Below are 16,198 nucleotides of genomic sequence, written 5' to 3'. Positions count from 1 at the left end.
TGGTGGGCAGGGACGGGATTGAACCGCCGACACCAGGATTTTCAGTCCCGGCTCCATCTCCTCCATCAGATACATGATTCGTCGCGATCCGCTCTCATTCGCAACCTTAGGGAACATCACAGTCCTAGGTGAAGACGGCTCGAGACCGATGACATCAAGTCACTCGGTACGAGTACAGTCCGAGTCAATCAGGTGACGTGCTGGATCAGAGAGAAGCTACGCGGGAAAACCCGGGAACACTTCACCAGCCAGAGGACGATCGAGAGCCGGAGGCGTGGCGCTCTCCCTCACCCGCCGGGTCCCGGCGAGAGACCGGGGTCCGCCAGGGCGGCCCGCCGCCCGGCTCGCGCGGGACCGGCAGCGCAGAGAGGGCCTTTGTCCTGACTATGCGCCGCGCCGATCAGGAGGAGAGGGAGCGGCCGTACTTTCTGTGGAAGTGCGGCAGTACTCCCGCAGCGAGGCGCTCGATCACCTGCAGCACTTTCGCGTGCTCCATCCCGGGCCAGCTGACGCGCAGGATGAAGTAGTTCGACTCCAGCCGCTTCACTCGCGCCTCGAGCTGCTCGATGACGTCCTCCGCCGTGCCGAGGAGGAAGCGGTCCCGCGCCAGCTTCTCGAACCCGATCCGGAAGTTCTCGTCCCCTGGCAGCACCTTGTCCTGCCCCCAGTCCGCATACGCGGCGTACTTCGATGCGAGGAACGGCCGCGCGATGTCGAACGCCTCCTCGCGAGTCGGTGCCACGTGGCATTCGAGCGCGATCGGTCGCCAAGGGCGCAGCGCGTGGCCCGATCCAGCGAGCGTTTCCTTGTAGAGCCGCCACTGACGCTCGATCGTCGCGAGCGGCGCATGCGGATTCGCATACCACGCGTAGCCGAGCCGCGCGGCGCGCGCGACGGCGGCGTCCGCGTTCGCCGCGATCCAGACCGGCGGGAACGGCTTCTGCACGGGACGGATCGTGCACGTGGCTCCGTGCAGGCGGAAGAAGCGGCCCTCGTGCGTCACGCCGTCCTCCGTCCACAGCCGCTTCAAGAGCTCGAGTGCCTCGAGCATCCGGGGTACACCGTCAGGCCGGGCCACGCCGAAGGCCTCGTACTCGGCCTCTCGATACCCCAGCCCGATCCCGAACACCACGCGCCCCTCGGACATGATGTCGAGTGTGGCAACGTCCTCGGCCACCTGCACTGGGTTGAGGAGCGCGAGCAGGACGATCGACAGCACGAGGTCCATCGAGCCGGTCTCGCCGGCGAGGCGCGCGAGCAGCGGCAGGTTCTGCAGCGCCTGGTAAGGCGGCGAGACGTAGTGGTGGCCGGCGGCGACCGCGTCGAAGCCCGCGTCGCGCGCGAGTCGCGTCTGCTCGAGGCACTCGCGGAAGCGCCGGACCGGGTCATCGGTCCGCGGCTGCTGCGGCATCAGGAACACGCCAAGCTTCATCGCCAGCCCTCGCCCTTTCGCCCTCCGAGGAACAGCGCCTGGACCTGCGCGTCCTCGAGGAGCGCGCGCCCGGTGCCCTCGCAGAACGTGCTCCCGCGCGCCATCACGTAGGCCCGGTCCGCAATCTCGAGCGCTCGCACCGCGTTCTGCTCGACCAGGAGCACGGCGACGCCGGCGGCGCGCAGCGCGTCCATCTTCTCGAAGACGAGGTCGACGAAGCGGGGCGCGAGGCCGAGCGACGGCTCGTCGAGGAGAAGCAGGCGCGGGCGCGCCATGAGCCCGCGGGCGATCGCGCACATCTGCTGCTCGCCGCCGGACATTGTGCCGGCGAGCTGTCCAAGCCGCTCGCGCAGGCGTGGGAACAGGCCGAGCACCCAGTCCATCGCCTCGCGCACGCGGGCACGGTCGCGGCGGAACAGGAACGCGCCCATCTCGAGGTTTTCGCGCACGGTCATGAGCGGAAACACGACGCGCCCCTGCGGCACGTACATGAGACCGTCACGCGGTAGCAGGTGCGGCGGCCGGCCGACGAGGTCACGCCCATCGAAGCGGATGTCCCCGCGCCACGGGGGCAGCAGCCCGACGACGCTCCGGAGCACCGTGGACTTCCCCGCCCCGTTTGGGCCGATGAGGCTCACGATCTCGCCCGAGGCGACGCGGATCGAGACGTCCTCGAGCACCTGCACGATGCCGTACCCAGTGGAAAGGCCGACCACCTCGAGCAGCGCGCTCATGGCCGCGCCGTCCCGAAGTAGGCCTCGCGCACGCGCGGATCTTCGCGCACGTCCTTCGGCGCGCCCTCGGCAATCACGCTCCCCATGTCCATGACGAGCACGGTCTCCGCGAGCCCCATGACGAGCGGCATGTCGTGGTCGATGACCAGGAACGTCGTGCCCTTCTGCTGGAGCGCCAGCAGACGGTCGGCGATGGCGCGCGCGAGCGTGGGGTTGACGCCGGCGAACGGCTCGTCGAGGAGCACCAGGCGAGGCCGGAGCATGAGCACGCGGGCGAGCTCGGCGAGCTTCCGCTGGCCATAGGAGAGGCTCGACGCCGGCGCATCGGCGTGGGCGGTGAGCCCGACGAAATCGAGCAGGTTGAGGGCCCGGTGCACCACCTCGCGCAGCGTCCCCTCCCGCACCGCGGCCGTCATGTTCTCGAGGACGGTCATCTCGCCGAAGAGACGCGGGAGCTGGAACGTCCGCCCGAGACCGAGCCGTGCCACCTGCCACGGCGAGAGACCGGTGATGTCGCGGCCCTCGAAACGCACGACGCCGGCGTTCGGGCGAACGTTGCCGGTGATCAGGTCGAACGTCGTGGTCTTCCCCGAGCCGTTCGGTCCGATCAGCGCGGTGATGACACCCGGCTGCAGGTGGAAGGTCGCCCCGTTGACGGCTCGGAGACCGCCGAAGCGCTTCTCGAGCCCCTCGACGTGCAGCACCGGTCAGCGCTACTCCGGCGCCGCTTCCTGCGGCGCCTGGCGCGCGGCGAGTCGCCGCAGGAACGCCCGGCCGGGCGCGAGCCACCCGCGCCGCCGGAACGCGTCGGCCAGACCTTTCGGGAGGAAGAGCACGGTGGCGATCACGAGCGCGCCGAACAGCGCCGTGTGGATGAACGGGAACCGCGCCCACAGGAACTCGGCCAGGAGCGAAAGCGTGACCCCGCCGATCAGCGGCCCCCACACGGTGCCGGCGCCGCCGAGGAGCACCGCGACGATCGCCGTCAGGTCGACCTGCGTCGCGAACGCCATCACGGGGTCGATGTAGCTCACGTGCCAGGCGTAGATCCCGCCGAGGACGCCGGGGAAGAACGCGCTCAGCACGAAGGCCTGGAGCTTCGCGAGCGTGGTGTTGATGCCGAGGTTGTCGGCGCCGCCCTCGTCCTCCCGGATGGCGAGCAGCCGGAGGCCGAAGCGCGAGTTGTCAAGGAGCGACGTGATCCCGACAAGGGCGGCGCCGACGAGCACCACGGCCCAGTACACGGCCCTGAGGTCCAGCACCGGCGGCAGGTAGAGGCCGCGGCCGCCGTCCGTCACCGGCTCCCAGGCGAACGCGATGCGCTCTGCAATCCGCGAGAGTCCCAGCATGCCGATGGCGAAGTACGGCCCGCGGAGCCGCAGCATGATCCACCCGAGCGGCATCGACAGGAACGCGGCGAGGACGCCGCCGGCGAGCGCGGCGAGCGGCCACGCGACGTGGAGCTTGATGATCAGGATTGCCGCCGTGTACGCGCCGACGCCGAAGAACGTGACTTGCCCGAACGACAAGTACCCCGTGTAGCCCGAGATGATGTTCCACGCGTACGCGAGCCCCGTGAACATCGCGAGCGAGATCAGGACGGAGAGCACGTAGTTGTTGGCGACGAGCGGTACGGCCCCGACGCCAGCGAGCACGAGGCCGACGAGCAGGGCGCGGGGCATTAACAGTACCGGGGGCCGCGAGGCCGCAAGGTAAGTGGGTGAGGCATGGCAGGGAAGCAGGGCGTCATCGCTCCGCGATCCCCAGCAGGCCCGCCGGCCGGACGAGGAGGACCAGCAGCATCAGCACGTACGCCATGACCTCGCCGAACACCGTGGCGATGAAGAACGAGCCGAAAACCTCCGCGATACCGAGGACGAGTGCGCCGAGGAGGCCCCCCGCCACGCTGCCGAGCCCGCCCACGATGATCACGGCGAAAGCCTTCAGGATGAGGAGGCTCCCGCTCTGCGGGTCCATCGGCAGGATCAGCATGATGAGGGAGCCGGCGGCGGCGCCGAGCGCCGCCCCGAGCCCGAAGGTGACGAGCCGGGTGCGACGCACGTCGACGCCGCACGTGATCGCGACCTCCGGGTGCTGAGCGGTCGCGCGGATCGCTCGGCCGAGCGCCGTCCATCTGAGGAACGCCACGGTGGCCACGGTGAGTGCCATGGCGGTCAGGAACGCGAGGCCCCGCGCCTTCGGGATGACGAAGCCGGCGACGCGCAGGGAGCCGCTGACCAGCGGGATCGAGCGGATGTCGGCGCCGAAGACGAGGAGCCCTACGTTGATGATGATAAGCGAGAGGCCGAACGTGACGAGGAGCGCCGCCATCGGCTGGCCCCCGAGCACGCGCTCCATCAGGAAGCGCTGAAGAGCCCAGCCGACGCCGAAGAGCACGGCCGCGGAGAACGGCAGCGCCACGAGCGGATGGAGGCCGAGCGCGGTGTAGCCCCAGAACGTGAGGAACGCGCCCAGCATCACGAGCTCGCCGTGGGCGAAGTTGATCACGCGCATGACACCGAACACGAGGTTCAGACCGAGGGCCAGAAGGCCGTAGAGCCCTCCCAGCATCACGCCGTGGATCAGGAGCTGGCCCCAGAGGACCGGTTCCCAGAGCATCCGCTCGCGCGCCTCCCGCTACCGCCGCTCGGCCCACGGCGGCGCGGGCAACATCGCCTTGGCCGTTGCCGTCTCGCCGGGCCACAGGATCTCCTTCTTGCCGCCCTGCCACTGAACGATGATGCTCGTCTTGGCGATCTGGCCACCCGTCTCGCTCACCTTGTAGCGCCCGAAGATCGTCACGAGGTCGAGCTCGCCGAGCGCCTGCCGGATCTTGTCCTGGTCGAGCGAGCCCGCCTTTCGCACGCCCGCTTCGAACACCTGCATCCCGCCGTACGTCCCGGCGGCGTGGTAGTTCGGCTCGCGACCGTACTTCTTCTTGAACCGCTCGACGAACTCGGCATTGCCCGGCGTCTTCATGCGCGAGTCCCAGTGGTCGGAGGCGAGCACGAACTCGGCGTCCTTGCCGAGCGCTTTGTAGAACTCCGGCACGGCCGCGCCGTGCCCCGCGAAGAGGAGCCTCGGGCTGTAGTCGATCTCCTTCGACTGCCGCACCGAGAGGACCGACTCAGGCTCGTAGCATCCGCAGACGAGCACGTCGGCGCCGAGGGCCTTGATGCGCATCAGCATCGCGGAGAAGTCGGTTGTCCCGCGCGGGAAGTACTCGTTGTGGACGACCTTGAGCCCCTTCTTCTGCGCGAGGTCCGCCGCGGCCGGCGTCGCGACGCGGAGCGCCTCCGAATCCTCGCTCATGAACGCAATGGTCTTCAGTCCGCGCTCGAGCGCGAGGTCCACCACCCCGATGTAGTAGAGGCTCGACGGCGTGAGCGTCTGGATCAGGTAGCGGTAGCCGCGCTTCCACAGCGCGTCACCCGCGGCCATCGGCGCGACCATCACCTTCTTGTACTTCTCGGTGACGGTGCTCGCCGCCGCCGACACCGGCGTCGAGTACGGCCCCGCGACGAGGTCGACCTTGTCGTCGACGATGAGCTTCTCGTAGAGCTTCGCGCCCGTGCCGGGGTCGCTCTTGTCGTCGTAGACCTTCAGCGTGACGGGTCGGCCGAGCAGGCCGCCCTTCGCGTTCACGTCGTCCACCCAGAGCTGGTACGCCTGGAGGACGTACGTGGCCGTCACGGCAAGGCGTCCCGTCTGCGAGATCGAGGCGCCGACCACGATGGGATTCTGTCCCGAAGCGGGCGAGAGCGTTCCGGCTGCCAGGGCCGCGAGCGCGGCAACTGCGACGAGCGCGTACCAACGTGTCCTCATGATTTCCCCCTTGTGCCGGTTATGAATGCACCGGGCCGCCGCGGTCCCAGAGCCCGAGCTTCCGCGCCGCCGCGGCGCGTCGCTCCATGAGTTTCAGCATCGCCTCGTCCACGAGCGCGCCATCGACCGTGATCGCGCCCTGGCCTCCTGCCTTCGCCGCCTCGTACGCCTCGATCACCCTGCGCGCCTCGCGGACCTCGTCGAGCGTCGGCGCGAACACCTCGTTGATGACCGGCACCTGCGCCGGGTGGATCGCCCACTTGCCCTGGAAGCCGAGCTCGCGCGCGTCCCGCGCCGCCTCGCGCAGGCCATCGAGGTCCTGGATCGCGGGGTGCACGTGGTCGAGCGCCTGCACGCGGGCCGCGGCGGCGGCGGCGACGACGCGGGCGCGCGCGTAGAAGAGGCCGCGCGGCGTGAAGGCGATCCCGGTGTCCGCCGTGAAGTCGCCCGCGCCGAAGATCAGCGACACCACGCGGTTGGACGCCCGTGCGATATCCGCCGCCGCTTCGAGCCCGATCGCGGTCTCGATGAGGAGCTGGAGCGTGACGCCCGCGCGGCTCCCGCGCCCTTCGAGCTGCCGGAGCAGGACGTCCACGACCGCCACGTCCTCGGGCCGGTTCACCTTCGGCACGACGATGGTGTCGACCGGGAGCCCCTCGAGCGCCAGGAGGTCGTCGAGGAAGTGCGGCGTCGTGACGCCGTTGATCCGCACGCCGACCTCCTTGTCGCCGAACGCGAGATTGCTCATCGCCTTCCGCACGTTCTCGCGCGCCGCCGGCTTCATCGACGGGGTGACGGCGTCCTCGAGGTCCAGGATCAGCGAGTCGCAGTCAAGCCCCGCGGCCTTTTCGATCATCCGGAACGTCGCCGCGGGCGTGACCAGCTGGCTCCTGCGAAGCCGCTCGCGCCCGCTCACCGCCCACGCCCTCGGGCGCGGAGCGAGTGCGCCCACCGGGGCACGGTCGGCTCCGCTTCGATCGCGCGCACGGTCGTGATCACGCGCCGCGCGCGCGCCGTTCCGAGCACGCCGCTCGCGAGACCGCTGAACTTCGTCTCGAGCCGGTCCCACGACACGGGGCACTCGGGCTCGCCGAGCGGCTGCTCGACCCGCGCTCTCAGCTCCTGGCCATCGACGGTGACCACCACCTCCGCGCCCGCCAACGGGATGGTCTCGTCCGCCTTCACGCGGATGCGCTCCATCAGCGCGTGCACGCGCCCGTCGCCGATGCGGTCGTAGCTCGCCCAGTCCACCCGCCCGTCGAGCCACGCGACGGCCGTCTGGAAGTAGACGCTGAACTGTCCCTCGACGATGTTCCGCGGGTGCACCTTCTGCGGCAGCGCCTCGCCGACGATCTGATATCCCTTCGGCGAGAGCCGGATCTCGACGGCCGCGCGCTCGCGGGCATCCGCCGCCGCGCGATCCCTCAGTGACAGCGCAGCGTCGATCGCGCCGTGCGCGAGACGGCAGGACGGGTACGGCTTGATCGCCGTCTCGGTCAGCGCCCAGCGCTCGCCGAGGCGGTCGACGAGATGCTTCGGGGTCGGCTCGTTCGAGTAGCCGGTGAGCAGCCCGTATCGGCCGTCGATGGGGCGTGCCGCTCCGCGCACGCCGGCCCGCGCCAGTGCGAGCGACATCAGCGCATCGTGCGCGGCGAAGCCCGGATGCAGGCGCTTCGTCCACGCGCCGTTCTCGAGGTACTGCATCGACCCGGCCGCCTGGCTCAGCGCGATGCCGAAGGCGTCGACCGTGCACGGGGGGTCGAGGCCGAGGACCTTCGCGCCGGCCGCGACGGCGCCGAAGATGCCCGCCACCGCGGTGATGTGGAAGCCGCGGTCGTACGCCGTCTGCCCGAGCGCAGCGCCCACGCGGCACGCGACCTCGTAGCCGGCAGCGAGCGCCTCGAGGAACCGCGCGCCCGAGGCGCCCTCCTGCTCCGCCATCGCGAGCGCGGCGGGAATCACCGGCGCGCCCGGATGGAGCGCGCCGAACAGGTTCGTGTCGTCGAAATCGAGCGTATGCGCGAACGCGCCGTTCAGCAGCGCCGCGTACTGGAACGGGTAGCCGCGCGCCTCGCCGACGACGGTGCCCGGACCGGGCCGCGGCGCGAGCGCAAGCACGGCCTGCCGGAACGGTCCGCTCGACTCGGCCTGCACGGCGGCGAACGCCGAGATCCCGATAAAGTCGAGCAGGCACTGCTTCAGGCGGTCCTGGGCGTCGGCGGGCACCCGCTCGAGCGTGAGCGCCGAGACGAACTCCGCGAGCGTGAGAGTCCGGTCGGCCGTATCCATCATCGCGTCGCTTTCGAATCCGGCCGATACACCTCCACGACGCCCGACGCGGCGAGCGACGCGATGTCGGCGTCCGACAGCCCGAGCTCGCGCAGGATCGGCGCCGTGTGCTCGCCGAGCGCCGGCGGCCCGAGCGCGTTCACCGACCCGAGCTCCGAAAACTCCGGCGGGTAGTCGAACACCTTGACCTTGCCCGCGGTGCTCGGTACCTCCTTGACGAGGTTCCGGAACTGCAGGCGCGGATGGGCGAGCGCCTCGCCGAGGTCCCTGAGAGCGCCCGCGGGCACGCCGAACTTGTGGAAGCGCTCCAGCCAGTACTCGCGGTCCTCCTTCGCGATCGCCGCGGACACGATCGCGTCCAGCTCCGCGCGGTGCTCCATCCGCAGACTGTTCGTGGAGAAGCGCTCGTGGTCGACGATCTCCGGAAGCCGAATCGCCTGGCAGAACCGCTCCCACAGCTCGCGGGCGCCCGAGCCGGCCGCGAGGATCACCGCGCGGCCGTCCTTCGCGGTGTACGGCCCATACGGCGTCATCGTGTGGTGGTGAAGGCCGACGCGCTTGGGCAACTCCCCACGGTACCAGTACATGTACGGGAAGTAACCCGTCCACGTGAGGGTCGTGTCGAAGAGCGCGACCTCGATCTTCTGACCCTGGCCGCTGTGCTCGCGGTGGTAGAGGGCCTGCAGGATCGCGATGGTCGCGTACATCGCCGCCGAGATGTCACACACCGAGAGCGAGATCTTCGCCGGCGTCTCCGGCGCGCCGTTCGTCGGGATCAGCCCCGTCTCGCCCTGCATGATCAGGTCGAGCGCCGCGCGGTCGCGATACGGGCCGTCCTGGCCGAAGCCCGACACCCGACAGAAGATGAGCCGCGGGTTGGCCTCGCGGAACTTCTCCCAGACCAGCCCCCAGCGCTCGAGGGTGCCCGGCACGAAGTTCTCGATGAGGACGTCGGCATGCCGCACGAGGTCCACGAGGATCTCGCGACCCGCCTCGCTCTTGAGGTCGAGCGCAAGACTCTCCTTGCCGGGGTTCACCCAGGCGTGGCCCGAGCACATGCCGCCAACGATCGTGTCCCAGTGCCGGATCAGATCGCCCGCCCCTGGGCGCTCCACCTTGATGATGCGGGCGCCCATCTGGGAGAAGAGCCGCGTCGCGAACGGCCCGGCGACGCCCTGCGTGAGGTCGACGATCGTGATGCCCTCGAGCCCGCCCGCCATGACGCTCAGGCCTCGTGCCCGTCGGCCTTCGCCCAGGCCGCGCGTGTCTTGACGAGGATCGTCCGCTCCCCCTCGGCCACCACGACGCCACCGTCCTTGAAGCCGGTGAACTTGTACCGGACGATGCCGGCGTCCGGACGGTCGCTCTGGCGCACCTCCAACACCTCGCTCTTCGCGTGGAGTGTGTCGCCCGCGAACACTGGGTTCGGCAGGCGGATCGCGGTGAGGCCGAGGTCCATGAAGGCGTTCTCGCTCATGTCCTCGCTCGTGAGCCCGACCACGATCGCGATCGTGCACGGGCCGACGACCAGCCGTTCCGCGAAGTACCCCCCCATCATCTGCTTCGCGTACGGCAGGTTGAAGTGCGCCTGCGCGGTGTTCATGGTCATGTGCGTCACGAGGTAGTTGTCCATGTTCGTGACGGTGCGCCCGCGGACGTGCTCGTAGACGTCCCCGACCTGAAAGTCCTCGACGTAGTTCCCCGTCCCGGTGATCGGCATGTCGTGCCCCTCATCTCTCGCCGAGAATGCGGCGGGCGATGATCTCCCGTTGGATCTCGCTCGTGCCCTCGCCGATCGGCAGCAGACCCGAGTCGCGCCAGTAGCGGTTGACCGGGTACTCGCGCGTGTAGCCGTAGCCGCCGTGGATCTGCAGCGCGTTCCAGCAGTGCCGGTGCGCCACCTCGGCGGCGAAGAGCTTCGCCATGCCGGCCTCGAGATCGGCGCGCTCGCCGCGGTCGAATTTCTCCGCCGCGAGGTACCCGAGCTGGCGCGCGGCCTCGATCTCGGTCGCCATGTCGGCGAGCTTGAAGCGCACCGCCTGGAAGTTCGCGATGGCCTTACCGAACTGCACGCGCTGCTGCGCGTAGGCTACGGCCGCCTCGTACGCCGCCTGCACGAGCCCGATGCAACGGAACGCGAACTGGATCCTCGCGACCTCGTAGCCGTGCATGAGCTGCTTGAACCCCCGCCCTTCCACGCCACCCACGAGGTTCTCCGCCGGCACCTCGAGCCCGTCGAAGAAGAGCGCGTACGTGTTCATGCCGTGGTAGCCGACGGTGCGAATGCGGTTGCCCGTGAGCTGCGGCGGCTGGAACTGCTCACCCGGCTTCTTCTCGACGAGCAGGAGGCTGATGCCGCCGTGCTTCTGCTCGGTGGACGTGCGCGTGTAGGTGAAGAGCACGTGCGCCTGGTTCGCGAACGTGCAGAACATCTTGGAGCCGTTCAGCACGTAGTGGCCGTTCTTCCGACGCGCCACCGTCTTGATGTTCGCGGCGTCGGAGCCCGCCTCGGGCTCCGTGCCCGCCGACGCGCTCTGGAGCGCGCCGTCAGCCATGCCCGGCAGGAAGCGTCGCTTCTGCGCCTCGGTCCCGGCCTTGTACAGGATGTGGCCGCACAGCACGTTGCGCGCGATGACGCTGCCGACGGAGAGCCAGCCGCGCGCGAGCTCCTCGGTGACGACGCAGAGCGACAGCGCGTCGAGGCCGAGCCCGCCGTAGTCCTTCGGCACGAGCAGCCCGAAGAACCCCATCTCCGCCATCTTTTGGAGCAGCGGCGCGGGGATCTCGGCCTCCTCGCGATCGAGGGCGTCCGCGATGGGGACGACCTCTTTGTTCGTGAACGCGCGGGTGATGCGCTTCAGCTCCTCGTGCTCCGGCCTCAAAAAGCTCATGTCAGCCCCCCGCGGCGATCGCGACGTCGCGCTTTCGCGTGAGATTGCGGCGGCGGTACTCGAGCACCGGCTCACCGCGCTGGTTAACGCCGCTCGTGTGCCACTCGACGATTCCCCATCCCGGCCGCGACTGCGACTCGCGGCGGCTCAGTACCTTCGAGCGGGCGTACAGCGTATCGCCGGCATACACCGGGCGCAGGAACTTCACGTCGTCGATGCCGAGGAACGGACCGCCGGCCTCCGACAGATCCTCCACGGTGAGCCCCAGCACGGTGGTCATGACGAGCAGCGGGGCCACCACCATCCCGTCGTAGCCCAGTCGCCGTGCGTACTCGACGTTGAAGTAGATGGGGTTGTAATTCATCGTCAAGTTATTGAAGAGCAGGCCGTCCCCCGTGGTGAGCGTCCGGCCCCAGTGGTGCTCGAAGACACGCCCTTCGGTGAAGTCGTCGTAGAAACAGCCTCGCGGCACGCGCTTGATCGCCATCCCCTCGCCTCCCTCGATCCTGTCCGACGCGCGCCGGGTCAGCCCCGGCGCACGCACTCGCGCACGAGCGCGCCGATCTCCGGCAGCCGCTCGAGCTCCCACACCATGTCCACGATGCGCTTCGCGTCGCGCTCCGGGACGGCACGCGTCGCGTTCTGGAAGAACTTCGCCTCGATGTCGCCCGGCGCGAGCCGTCGCTCCGGCGTCCCGCGGCTCGTCGGCTCCCGGCGCTGGAGTGTGCGTCCGTCCTTGAGCGTGATGCGCACCTCCCCCGGAAAGTGCTTCGGATAGTCGCTCGCGACATCGTCCGGGCAGAACGTCTTCGCGGCGACCGCCAGGACTGCGGGATCGTCGAGCGGCTCGTCGTAGAATGCCGCGAGATCGACGCGACCCTTGACGAGCGCGAGCGCGACCGCGTACGGCACGCTGAAGAGCGCGTCGTAGATCGTCGGCGGCTCGATCCGTCGCTCGCGCGGCTCGCCGACGAGCGACTGGAGCCGGGGAGTCAGCGGACAATCGATGCGTTCGATGTCCTCGCCGCGCACCTGCTCCCGAAGGGCCAGCGCCGCGTCGACGAACGCGTGCACGAAGTGGCAGCACGGGTACGGCTTCAACGCGATGCCGCGCGCAGTCCAGCGCGTACCCAGCTCGTGAGCTGGCGACTCCGAGCCGTCCGGAACGCGGCCGAGGTGTGACGCGAAGAAGCCGTGCGGCCCCTCGAACACCGTCGCCGGGCCGCGAAACCCGTGACGGCCGAGCGCCGCCGCGACGAGGCCGCTGTGCGCGGCCCATCCCGGATGCAGCCGCTTGAGCCATGACTCGCGCAGCTCGAGGATCCCCGCAGCCTGACTGCCGCAGAGACCGAGCGCGTTCACGAGCGCCGTCCGGTCGTCCACCGCCAGACGCGCCGCGACGGCGGCGGACGCGAATGTCCCGCAGAGCGCCGTCGGATGGAAGCCACGGTCGTGGAACGCTCCCGGCGCAGCGCCGGCGAGACGGCAGCCGAGCTCGAGTCCGACGACGAATGCGACGAGCGTGCTGCGACCGTCCGCGCCCGCAGCTTCGCCGGCCGCGAGCGCGGCGGCGAACGCCGGCGCGCTCGCGTGGTAGACCGCCTCGATGTGCGTGTCATCGAAATCGAGGCCGTGCGTCAGCGTGCCGTTGACCAGCGCCGCCGATGGCGCGGGCAGCCTCGTGCCGAACCCGATCGCGGTCGCATCGCTGCCGGCGCCGAGTGAGAGGGCGGCGCCGTGAACAGCGGTGGCGAAGTCCATCCGCGAGGACGCGAGCGCGATCCCGAGCGCATCGAGGAAGTGCCCTCGCGCCAGCGCGCGCACGTCGTCGGGCACGTCCTCCCAGCGGAGATCGAGCGCGAACGCGGCGAACTGCTCGGACACCGTGGTCATCGACAGTCCCGCCGTCGCCTGGTCATCTCGTGGGCCGCACCGCGGTCACCGACGCGGCGCCCAGTGTCGTCGTCTGGAGCTGCGCGTCCTGCACGGCCGCGATCACCATGTCCTTGGTGCGGACGAGATGCGCCTCGAGCTCGCTTGCGGCGCGTTCGAGATTGCGGTCGAGCAGCGCGATGATGATCGCCTCGTGGTCGTCGGCGACCTGGCGCACGCGCGGCAGGCTCACCGTGCCGTCCGGGTTCCGATAGAGGGTGCTGGCGATGTAGACCTGCTCGCGCAGCTGGTGGGTGAGGTCGATGATGCGCCGGTTGCCGGCCACCTCGAGCACCGCCATGTGGACCTGGATCGAGAGCTGCTCGATCTCCTGGTAGGACGCCTGCTCGATGCGGCCGCGCTGGGCACGCACGCGCTGGAGTAGGTCCAGGAGCACCTCCTTCGTGAGTTTCGGGAACGCGCGGCGCAGGGCGAGCGTCTCGATCGCGATGCGGATGTCGAAGCGCTCCTCCACGTCCTTCGGGGACGGCCAGCGAATGAAGGCGCCTCGATGCGGCACGATCTGCACGAGCCCGTCGCGCTCCAGGTGCCCGAGCGTCTCGCGGACCGGGGTGCGGCTGACGCCGAGGCGATCGGCGAGTGACGCCTCGCCGAGGAACTCGCCGGGTACGAACTCGCCGGTGATGATCCACTCCTTGACCCGGTCGTACACCAGGTCCCGGAGGAGCCGGGGGCCGCGCACCGACGACGTCCGGCGCGCTCGTTTCGGGATGCGACGCTTCAATGAGTCGCCTCTTGCATACACGATATACAGGGAATACTCCACGTTGTGGCCCGGTGTCAAGCCCCCAGGGAGTCGAGCTGCTTGAGCCGCCCGATATCGCCCACGCCCAGGCCGGCGTACTGCTTCTTTCAGCGGTAGAAGGTCTGCTCGGAGATCCCGGGCTTGCGGCAGACCTCGGCGACGGCGGTCCCGGTCTCGGCCTGGCGCACGGCAAAGGCGATCTGCTCCTCGGTGTAGCGGGCTTTCTTCATCGACAAGCCCCTTCCCTGGGGGGTGCTCAGCTTGCCGGAAAACTCACGCTCCCGGTAGGCCAGTCTTGCGGGGGGACGTCAGGAGCGTGCTGCGGTTGGCCCCACCCCTGTGCATTACGCGCGAGAAGGTCCGTCTACTTGCCACCATGGTCGCCGAGAGTATCGATGACTTGCAGCGGGACATTAAAAGAGCTGAACTGACCGCGTGTCTTATCAACGGCAGTGAGCAGTGCTAGCTTTGCAGTAGCGAAGGTGCCGGAAGACTGGCAATCCTCAAGAGCTCCGCAACGGCCGACGATCGCGAGTCTAAGGTGAATGTCTCCTACAGGTCGACGCGGCTTCGCCCTAGGGAGTAAGCGGTCTGACGCGAGGCAAGAGATTTGGACCCGGACGACCTTCTTCCACTACGTTCCAAGCGAGCAAGTCTGGTCTAAGACCAAAGAGGACAATTACCTGGCCGTCGCGGGCAGGACCTGGTTGCAGTCCTCCATGAACATTCCAACCGTGTGCGCCACCGCGAAGCAACGCAGCCGACGGAGCACGAAGGACACCGATGCCGCCGGCCCGTAGATTGCGCGCTTCTGCTTGACAATTGACATATGTCACCATCCCGCCAAGAAGGTCCGCCTCTGGTAAAGCCGGTTCGGCGGCTGCGGCAACGAGATCATCTGGAATGTCGATTGCCCAAATAGCACGCTGAATTCCTGCGAGTTCGTCTGGTTGTGTAATTCCCTCATGACGAAGGAACTCGGCCCACGCCCCTTCCGGCGTATCTGCCAGGTAGTGTACTGGTCCCTCACCATCGCCGTGCCAGCGTCCGGGGGGTTGATCTGGAGTTTCCCAGAGAAAGGGGAAAGCTGGTGCAACATGCCTGAAGAGGATCATGTGGCCGGCGAACTGGTGAGTGCATAGGCAAGCTGGCGAACATGCTTAGGTCCCGGATCGTCAGGCATCCACGTGCCAGTGAGCTTCTCTACGGGAGCCTGTCCACCGAGCTGCACGCGCTTCCGATGAAACCACTGCCGAACACCTAAGTCGTTGTACGCTCCCGTGAGATCACCCACGATAAGCGCTAGCCAGTGTAGCCGTGCAGCTACGTCATCCGGCGTGCTCCGTGTCGCACGCGCATATCGGCGAACGCTCACTGGTGAGATACCGAGCAATCGGGGCAGCAATTCCATGCGGAGAAGGGGGACCAAGTGCTTCCACTCGGAGGCGGGAACTGGAGAAGTTTCTAGTGCATCAGCCAGTCTATCCAAGTAGCGTTCAAGCAATTGCGGCTCATGCTCGATCTCCTGACTGCCAAGGAATGCTCCGACATCGCTCGCAATCCCCACACGACGAAGCCGTGAGGCCAATCGAAGAAATGTCGATATATCCAGTGTGACCCGTCGCTCGTGTTCGGGAAGCAGACCCATGGCATCTGCGCGAGCGAGGGCGCGAGCGGCCTTCACAGCAATGGAGGGCTTCGCAAATGGTCCTTTTGTGGATTCAATTTGGATCATTGACATAAGCCATAGTATATCCACACGGGGCCCAAGTGCAAGCTACTTTAGGTAGGGGGGCTAAACCCTGGTTCTCTTGACGACGTATGGAGGATTGGCCATCCGATGCTCCTCTCGCGCAGAGCAAGATCTCAGAGCAGTCCCAGGCGCCGAGGACTAAGGGGCCTGGGCTCTTTCAGAGCGCCGAGGATTGACTATCCCGGTCCCCTTTCGAACCGAGGCGCACCACATGAGGACTGAGAATCCCGGGCTCTCTCAAAGCGCCGAGGATTGGAAATCCGGGGCCCTGAAGCAAGCGCAGAGGACTAGGAGTCCTGGGCTCCTTGAGAGCGCCGAGGATTGATACCCCGGGTCCTTTCGGACCGAGGCGCACCGCACGAGGATTGAGAATCCTGGGCCCTCTCGTGAGCGCAGAGGAGCAAGAATCCCGGGGTCCTTCAGAGCGGCGAGGATTTATTGATCTTTCACTAAATAATGCATACGATTGGCCTGTGCTTCACTATGCTGGTCGGCATGAGACCTTTTGGCACTGCCGGGGAGTTGGAGAAGCGTCGACGCCGGGCGATCGCCCTACTGCAGGCGGGCAACCCATAT

15 protein-coding genes and 1 pseudogene are annotated in these 16,198 nt (G+C 68.2%); all 16 read right to left on the bottom strand.

Annotated elements, in window-relative coordinates; translation table 11 throughout:
- Positions 1-400: 400 nt before the first annotated feature.
- The 16 genes and pseudogenes from Q7W02_28050 to Q7W02_27975 all read right to left on the bottom strand — a co-directional run bounded on the left by Q7W02_28050 (position 401) and on the right by Q7W02_27975 (position 14,698).
- Entirely contained in the window at positions 401-1,432 is a 1,032-nt protein-coding gene (locus Q7W02_28050) for an LLM class flavin-dependent oxidoreductase (GenBank protein MDO8479979.1), read from the bottom strand.
- The gene (locus tag Q7W02_28045) at positions 1,429-2,157 is read right to left on the bottom strand and encodes an ABC transporter ATP-binding protein (protein ID MDO8479978.1); all 729 of its coding nucleotides are present in this window, start codon (positions 2,155-2,157) and stop codon (positions 1,429-1,431) included. Before Q7W02_28045 ends, Q7W02_28050 begins: the two co-directional genes overlap by 4 nt.
- A 5-nt stretch (positions 2,158-2,162) precedes the next feature.
- Positions 2,163-2,870: an ABC transporter ATP-binding protein gene (locus Q7W02_28040; protein ID MDO8479977.1), complete on the bottom strand. Its 708-nt coding sequence runs from the start codon at positions 2,868-2,870 to the stop codon at positions 2,163-2,165.
- A gap of 9 nt (positions 2,871-2,879) precedes the next feature.
- A complete protein-coding gene (locus Q7W02_28035) occupies positions 2,880-3,848 on the bottom strand; it encodes a branched-chain amino acid ABC transporter permease (protein MDO8479976.1) in 969 nt (322 codons plus the stop codon).
- 64 nt (positions 3,849-3,912) lie between these two features.
- Complete coding sequence (locus Q7W02_28030; GenBank protein ID MDO8479975.1) at positions 3,913-4,785, bottom strand: branched-chain amino acid ABC transporter permease; 873 nt, start codon at positions 4,783-4,785, stop codon at positions 3,913-3,915.
- Positions 4,786-4,803: 18 nt separating this feature from the next.
- A complete protein-coding gene (locus Q7W02_28025; protein ID MDO8479974.1) occupies positions 4,804-5,991 on the bottom strand; it encodes an amino acid ABC transporter substrate-binding protein in 1,188 nt (395 codons plus the stop codon).
- A 19-nt stretch (positions 5,992-6,010) separates the two neighbouring features.
- Positions 6,011-6,907 carry a CoA ester lyase gene (locus tag Q7W02_28020; protein ID MDO8479973.1) on the bottom strand — a complete coding sequence of 299 codons (897 nt, stop codon included), beginning with the start codon at positions 6,905-6,907 and terminating at the stop codon, positions 6,011-6,013.
- Positions 6,904-8,283, bottom strand: coding sequence for an MmgE/PrpD family protein (locus tag Q7W02_28015; protein ID MDO8479972.1), 1,380 nt, complete (start codon positions 8,281-8,283; stop codon positions 6,904-6,906). The genes Q7W02_28020 and Q7W02_28015 overlap by 4 nt, the downstream gene beginning before the upstream one ends.
- Positions 8,280-9,500 (bottom strand): CaiB/BaiF CoA-transferase family protein, encoded by a 1,221-nt coding sequence (locus tag Q7W02_28010; protein MDO8479971.1) that lies wholly within the window; start codon positions 9,498-9,500, stop codon positions 8,280-8,282. Before Q7W02_28010 ends, Q7W02_28015 begins: the two co-directional genes overlap by 4 nt.
- A 5-nt stretch (positions 9,501-9,505) precedes the next feature.
- Entirely contained in the window at positions 9,506-10,000 is a 495-nt protein-coding gene (locus Q7W02_28005; GenBank protein MDO8479970.1) for a MaoC family dehydratase, read from the bottom strand.
- Positions 10,001-10,010: 10 nt separating this feature from the next.
- Entirely contained in the window at positions 10,011-11,171 is a 1,161-nt protein-coding gene (locus Q7W02_28000; protein ID MDO8479969.1) for an acyl-CoA dehydrogenase family protein, read from the bottom strand.
- 1 nt (position 11,172) lies between these two features.
- Positions 11,173-11,658, bottom strand: a complete 486-nt coding sequence (locus Q7W02_27995) for a MaoC family dehydratase (protein MDO8479968.1) — start codon at positions 11,656-11,658, stop codon at positions 11,173-11,175.
- Positions 11,659-11,696: 38 nt separating this feature from the next.
- Positions 11,697-13,064 (bottom strand): MmgE/PrpD family protein, encoded by a 1,368-nt coding sequence (locus Q7W02_27990; protein MDO8479967.1) that lies wholly within the window; start codon positions 13,062-13,064, stop codon positions 11,697-11,699.
- Between the two features lie 22 nt (positions 13,065-13,086).
- Complete coding sequence (locus tag Q7W02_27985; GenBank protein MDO8479966.1) at positions 13,087-13,848, bottom strand: GntR family transcriptional regulator; 762 nt, start codon at positions 13,846-13,848, stop codon at positions 13,087-13,089.
- Between the two features lie 131 nt (positions 13,849-13,979).
- A pseudogene (locus tag Q7W02_27980) lies at positions 13,980-14,099 on the bottom strand (transposase).
- Positions 14,100-14,548: 449 nt separating this feature from the next.
- Positions 14,549-14,698, bottom strand: coding sequence for a hypothetical protein (locus tag Q7W02_27975; GenBank protein MDO8479965.1), 150 nt, complete (start codon positions 14,696-14,698; stop codon positions 14,549-14,551).
- Between the last annotated feature and the right edge of the window lie 1,500 nt (positions 14,699-16,198).

The sequence above is a fragment of the Candidatus Rokuibacteriota bacterium genome (genome assembly GCA_030647435.1).
Taxonomy (GTDB): domain Bacteria; phylum Methylomirabilota; class Methylomirabilia; order Rokubacteriales; family CSP1-6; genus AR37.
Note: the sequence above shows the minus strand (reverse complement) of the source record. Positions and strands in the feature narration are given on the sequence as shown.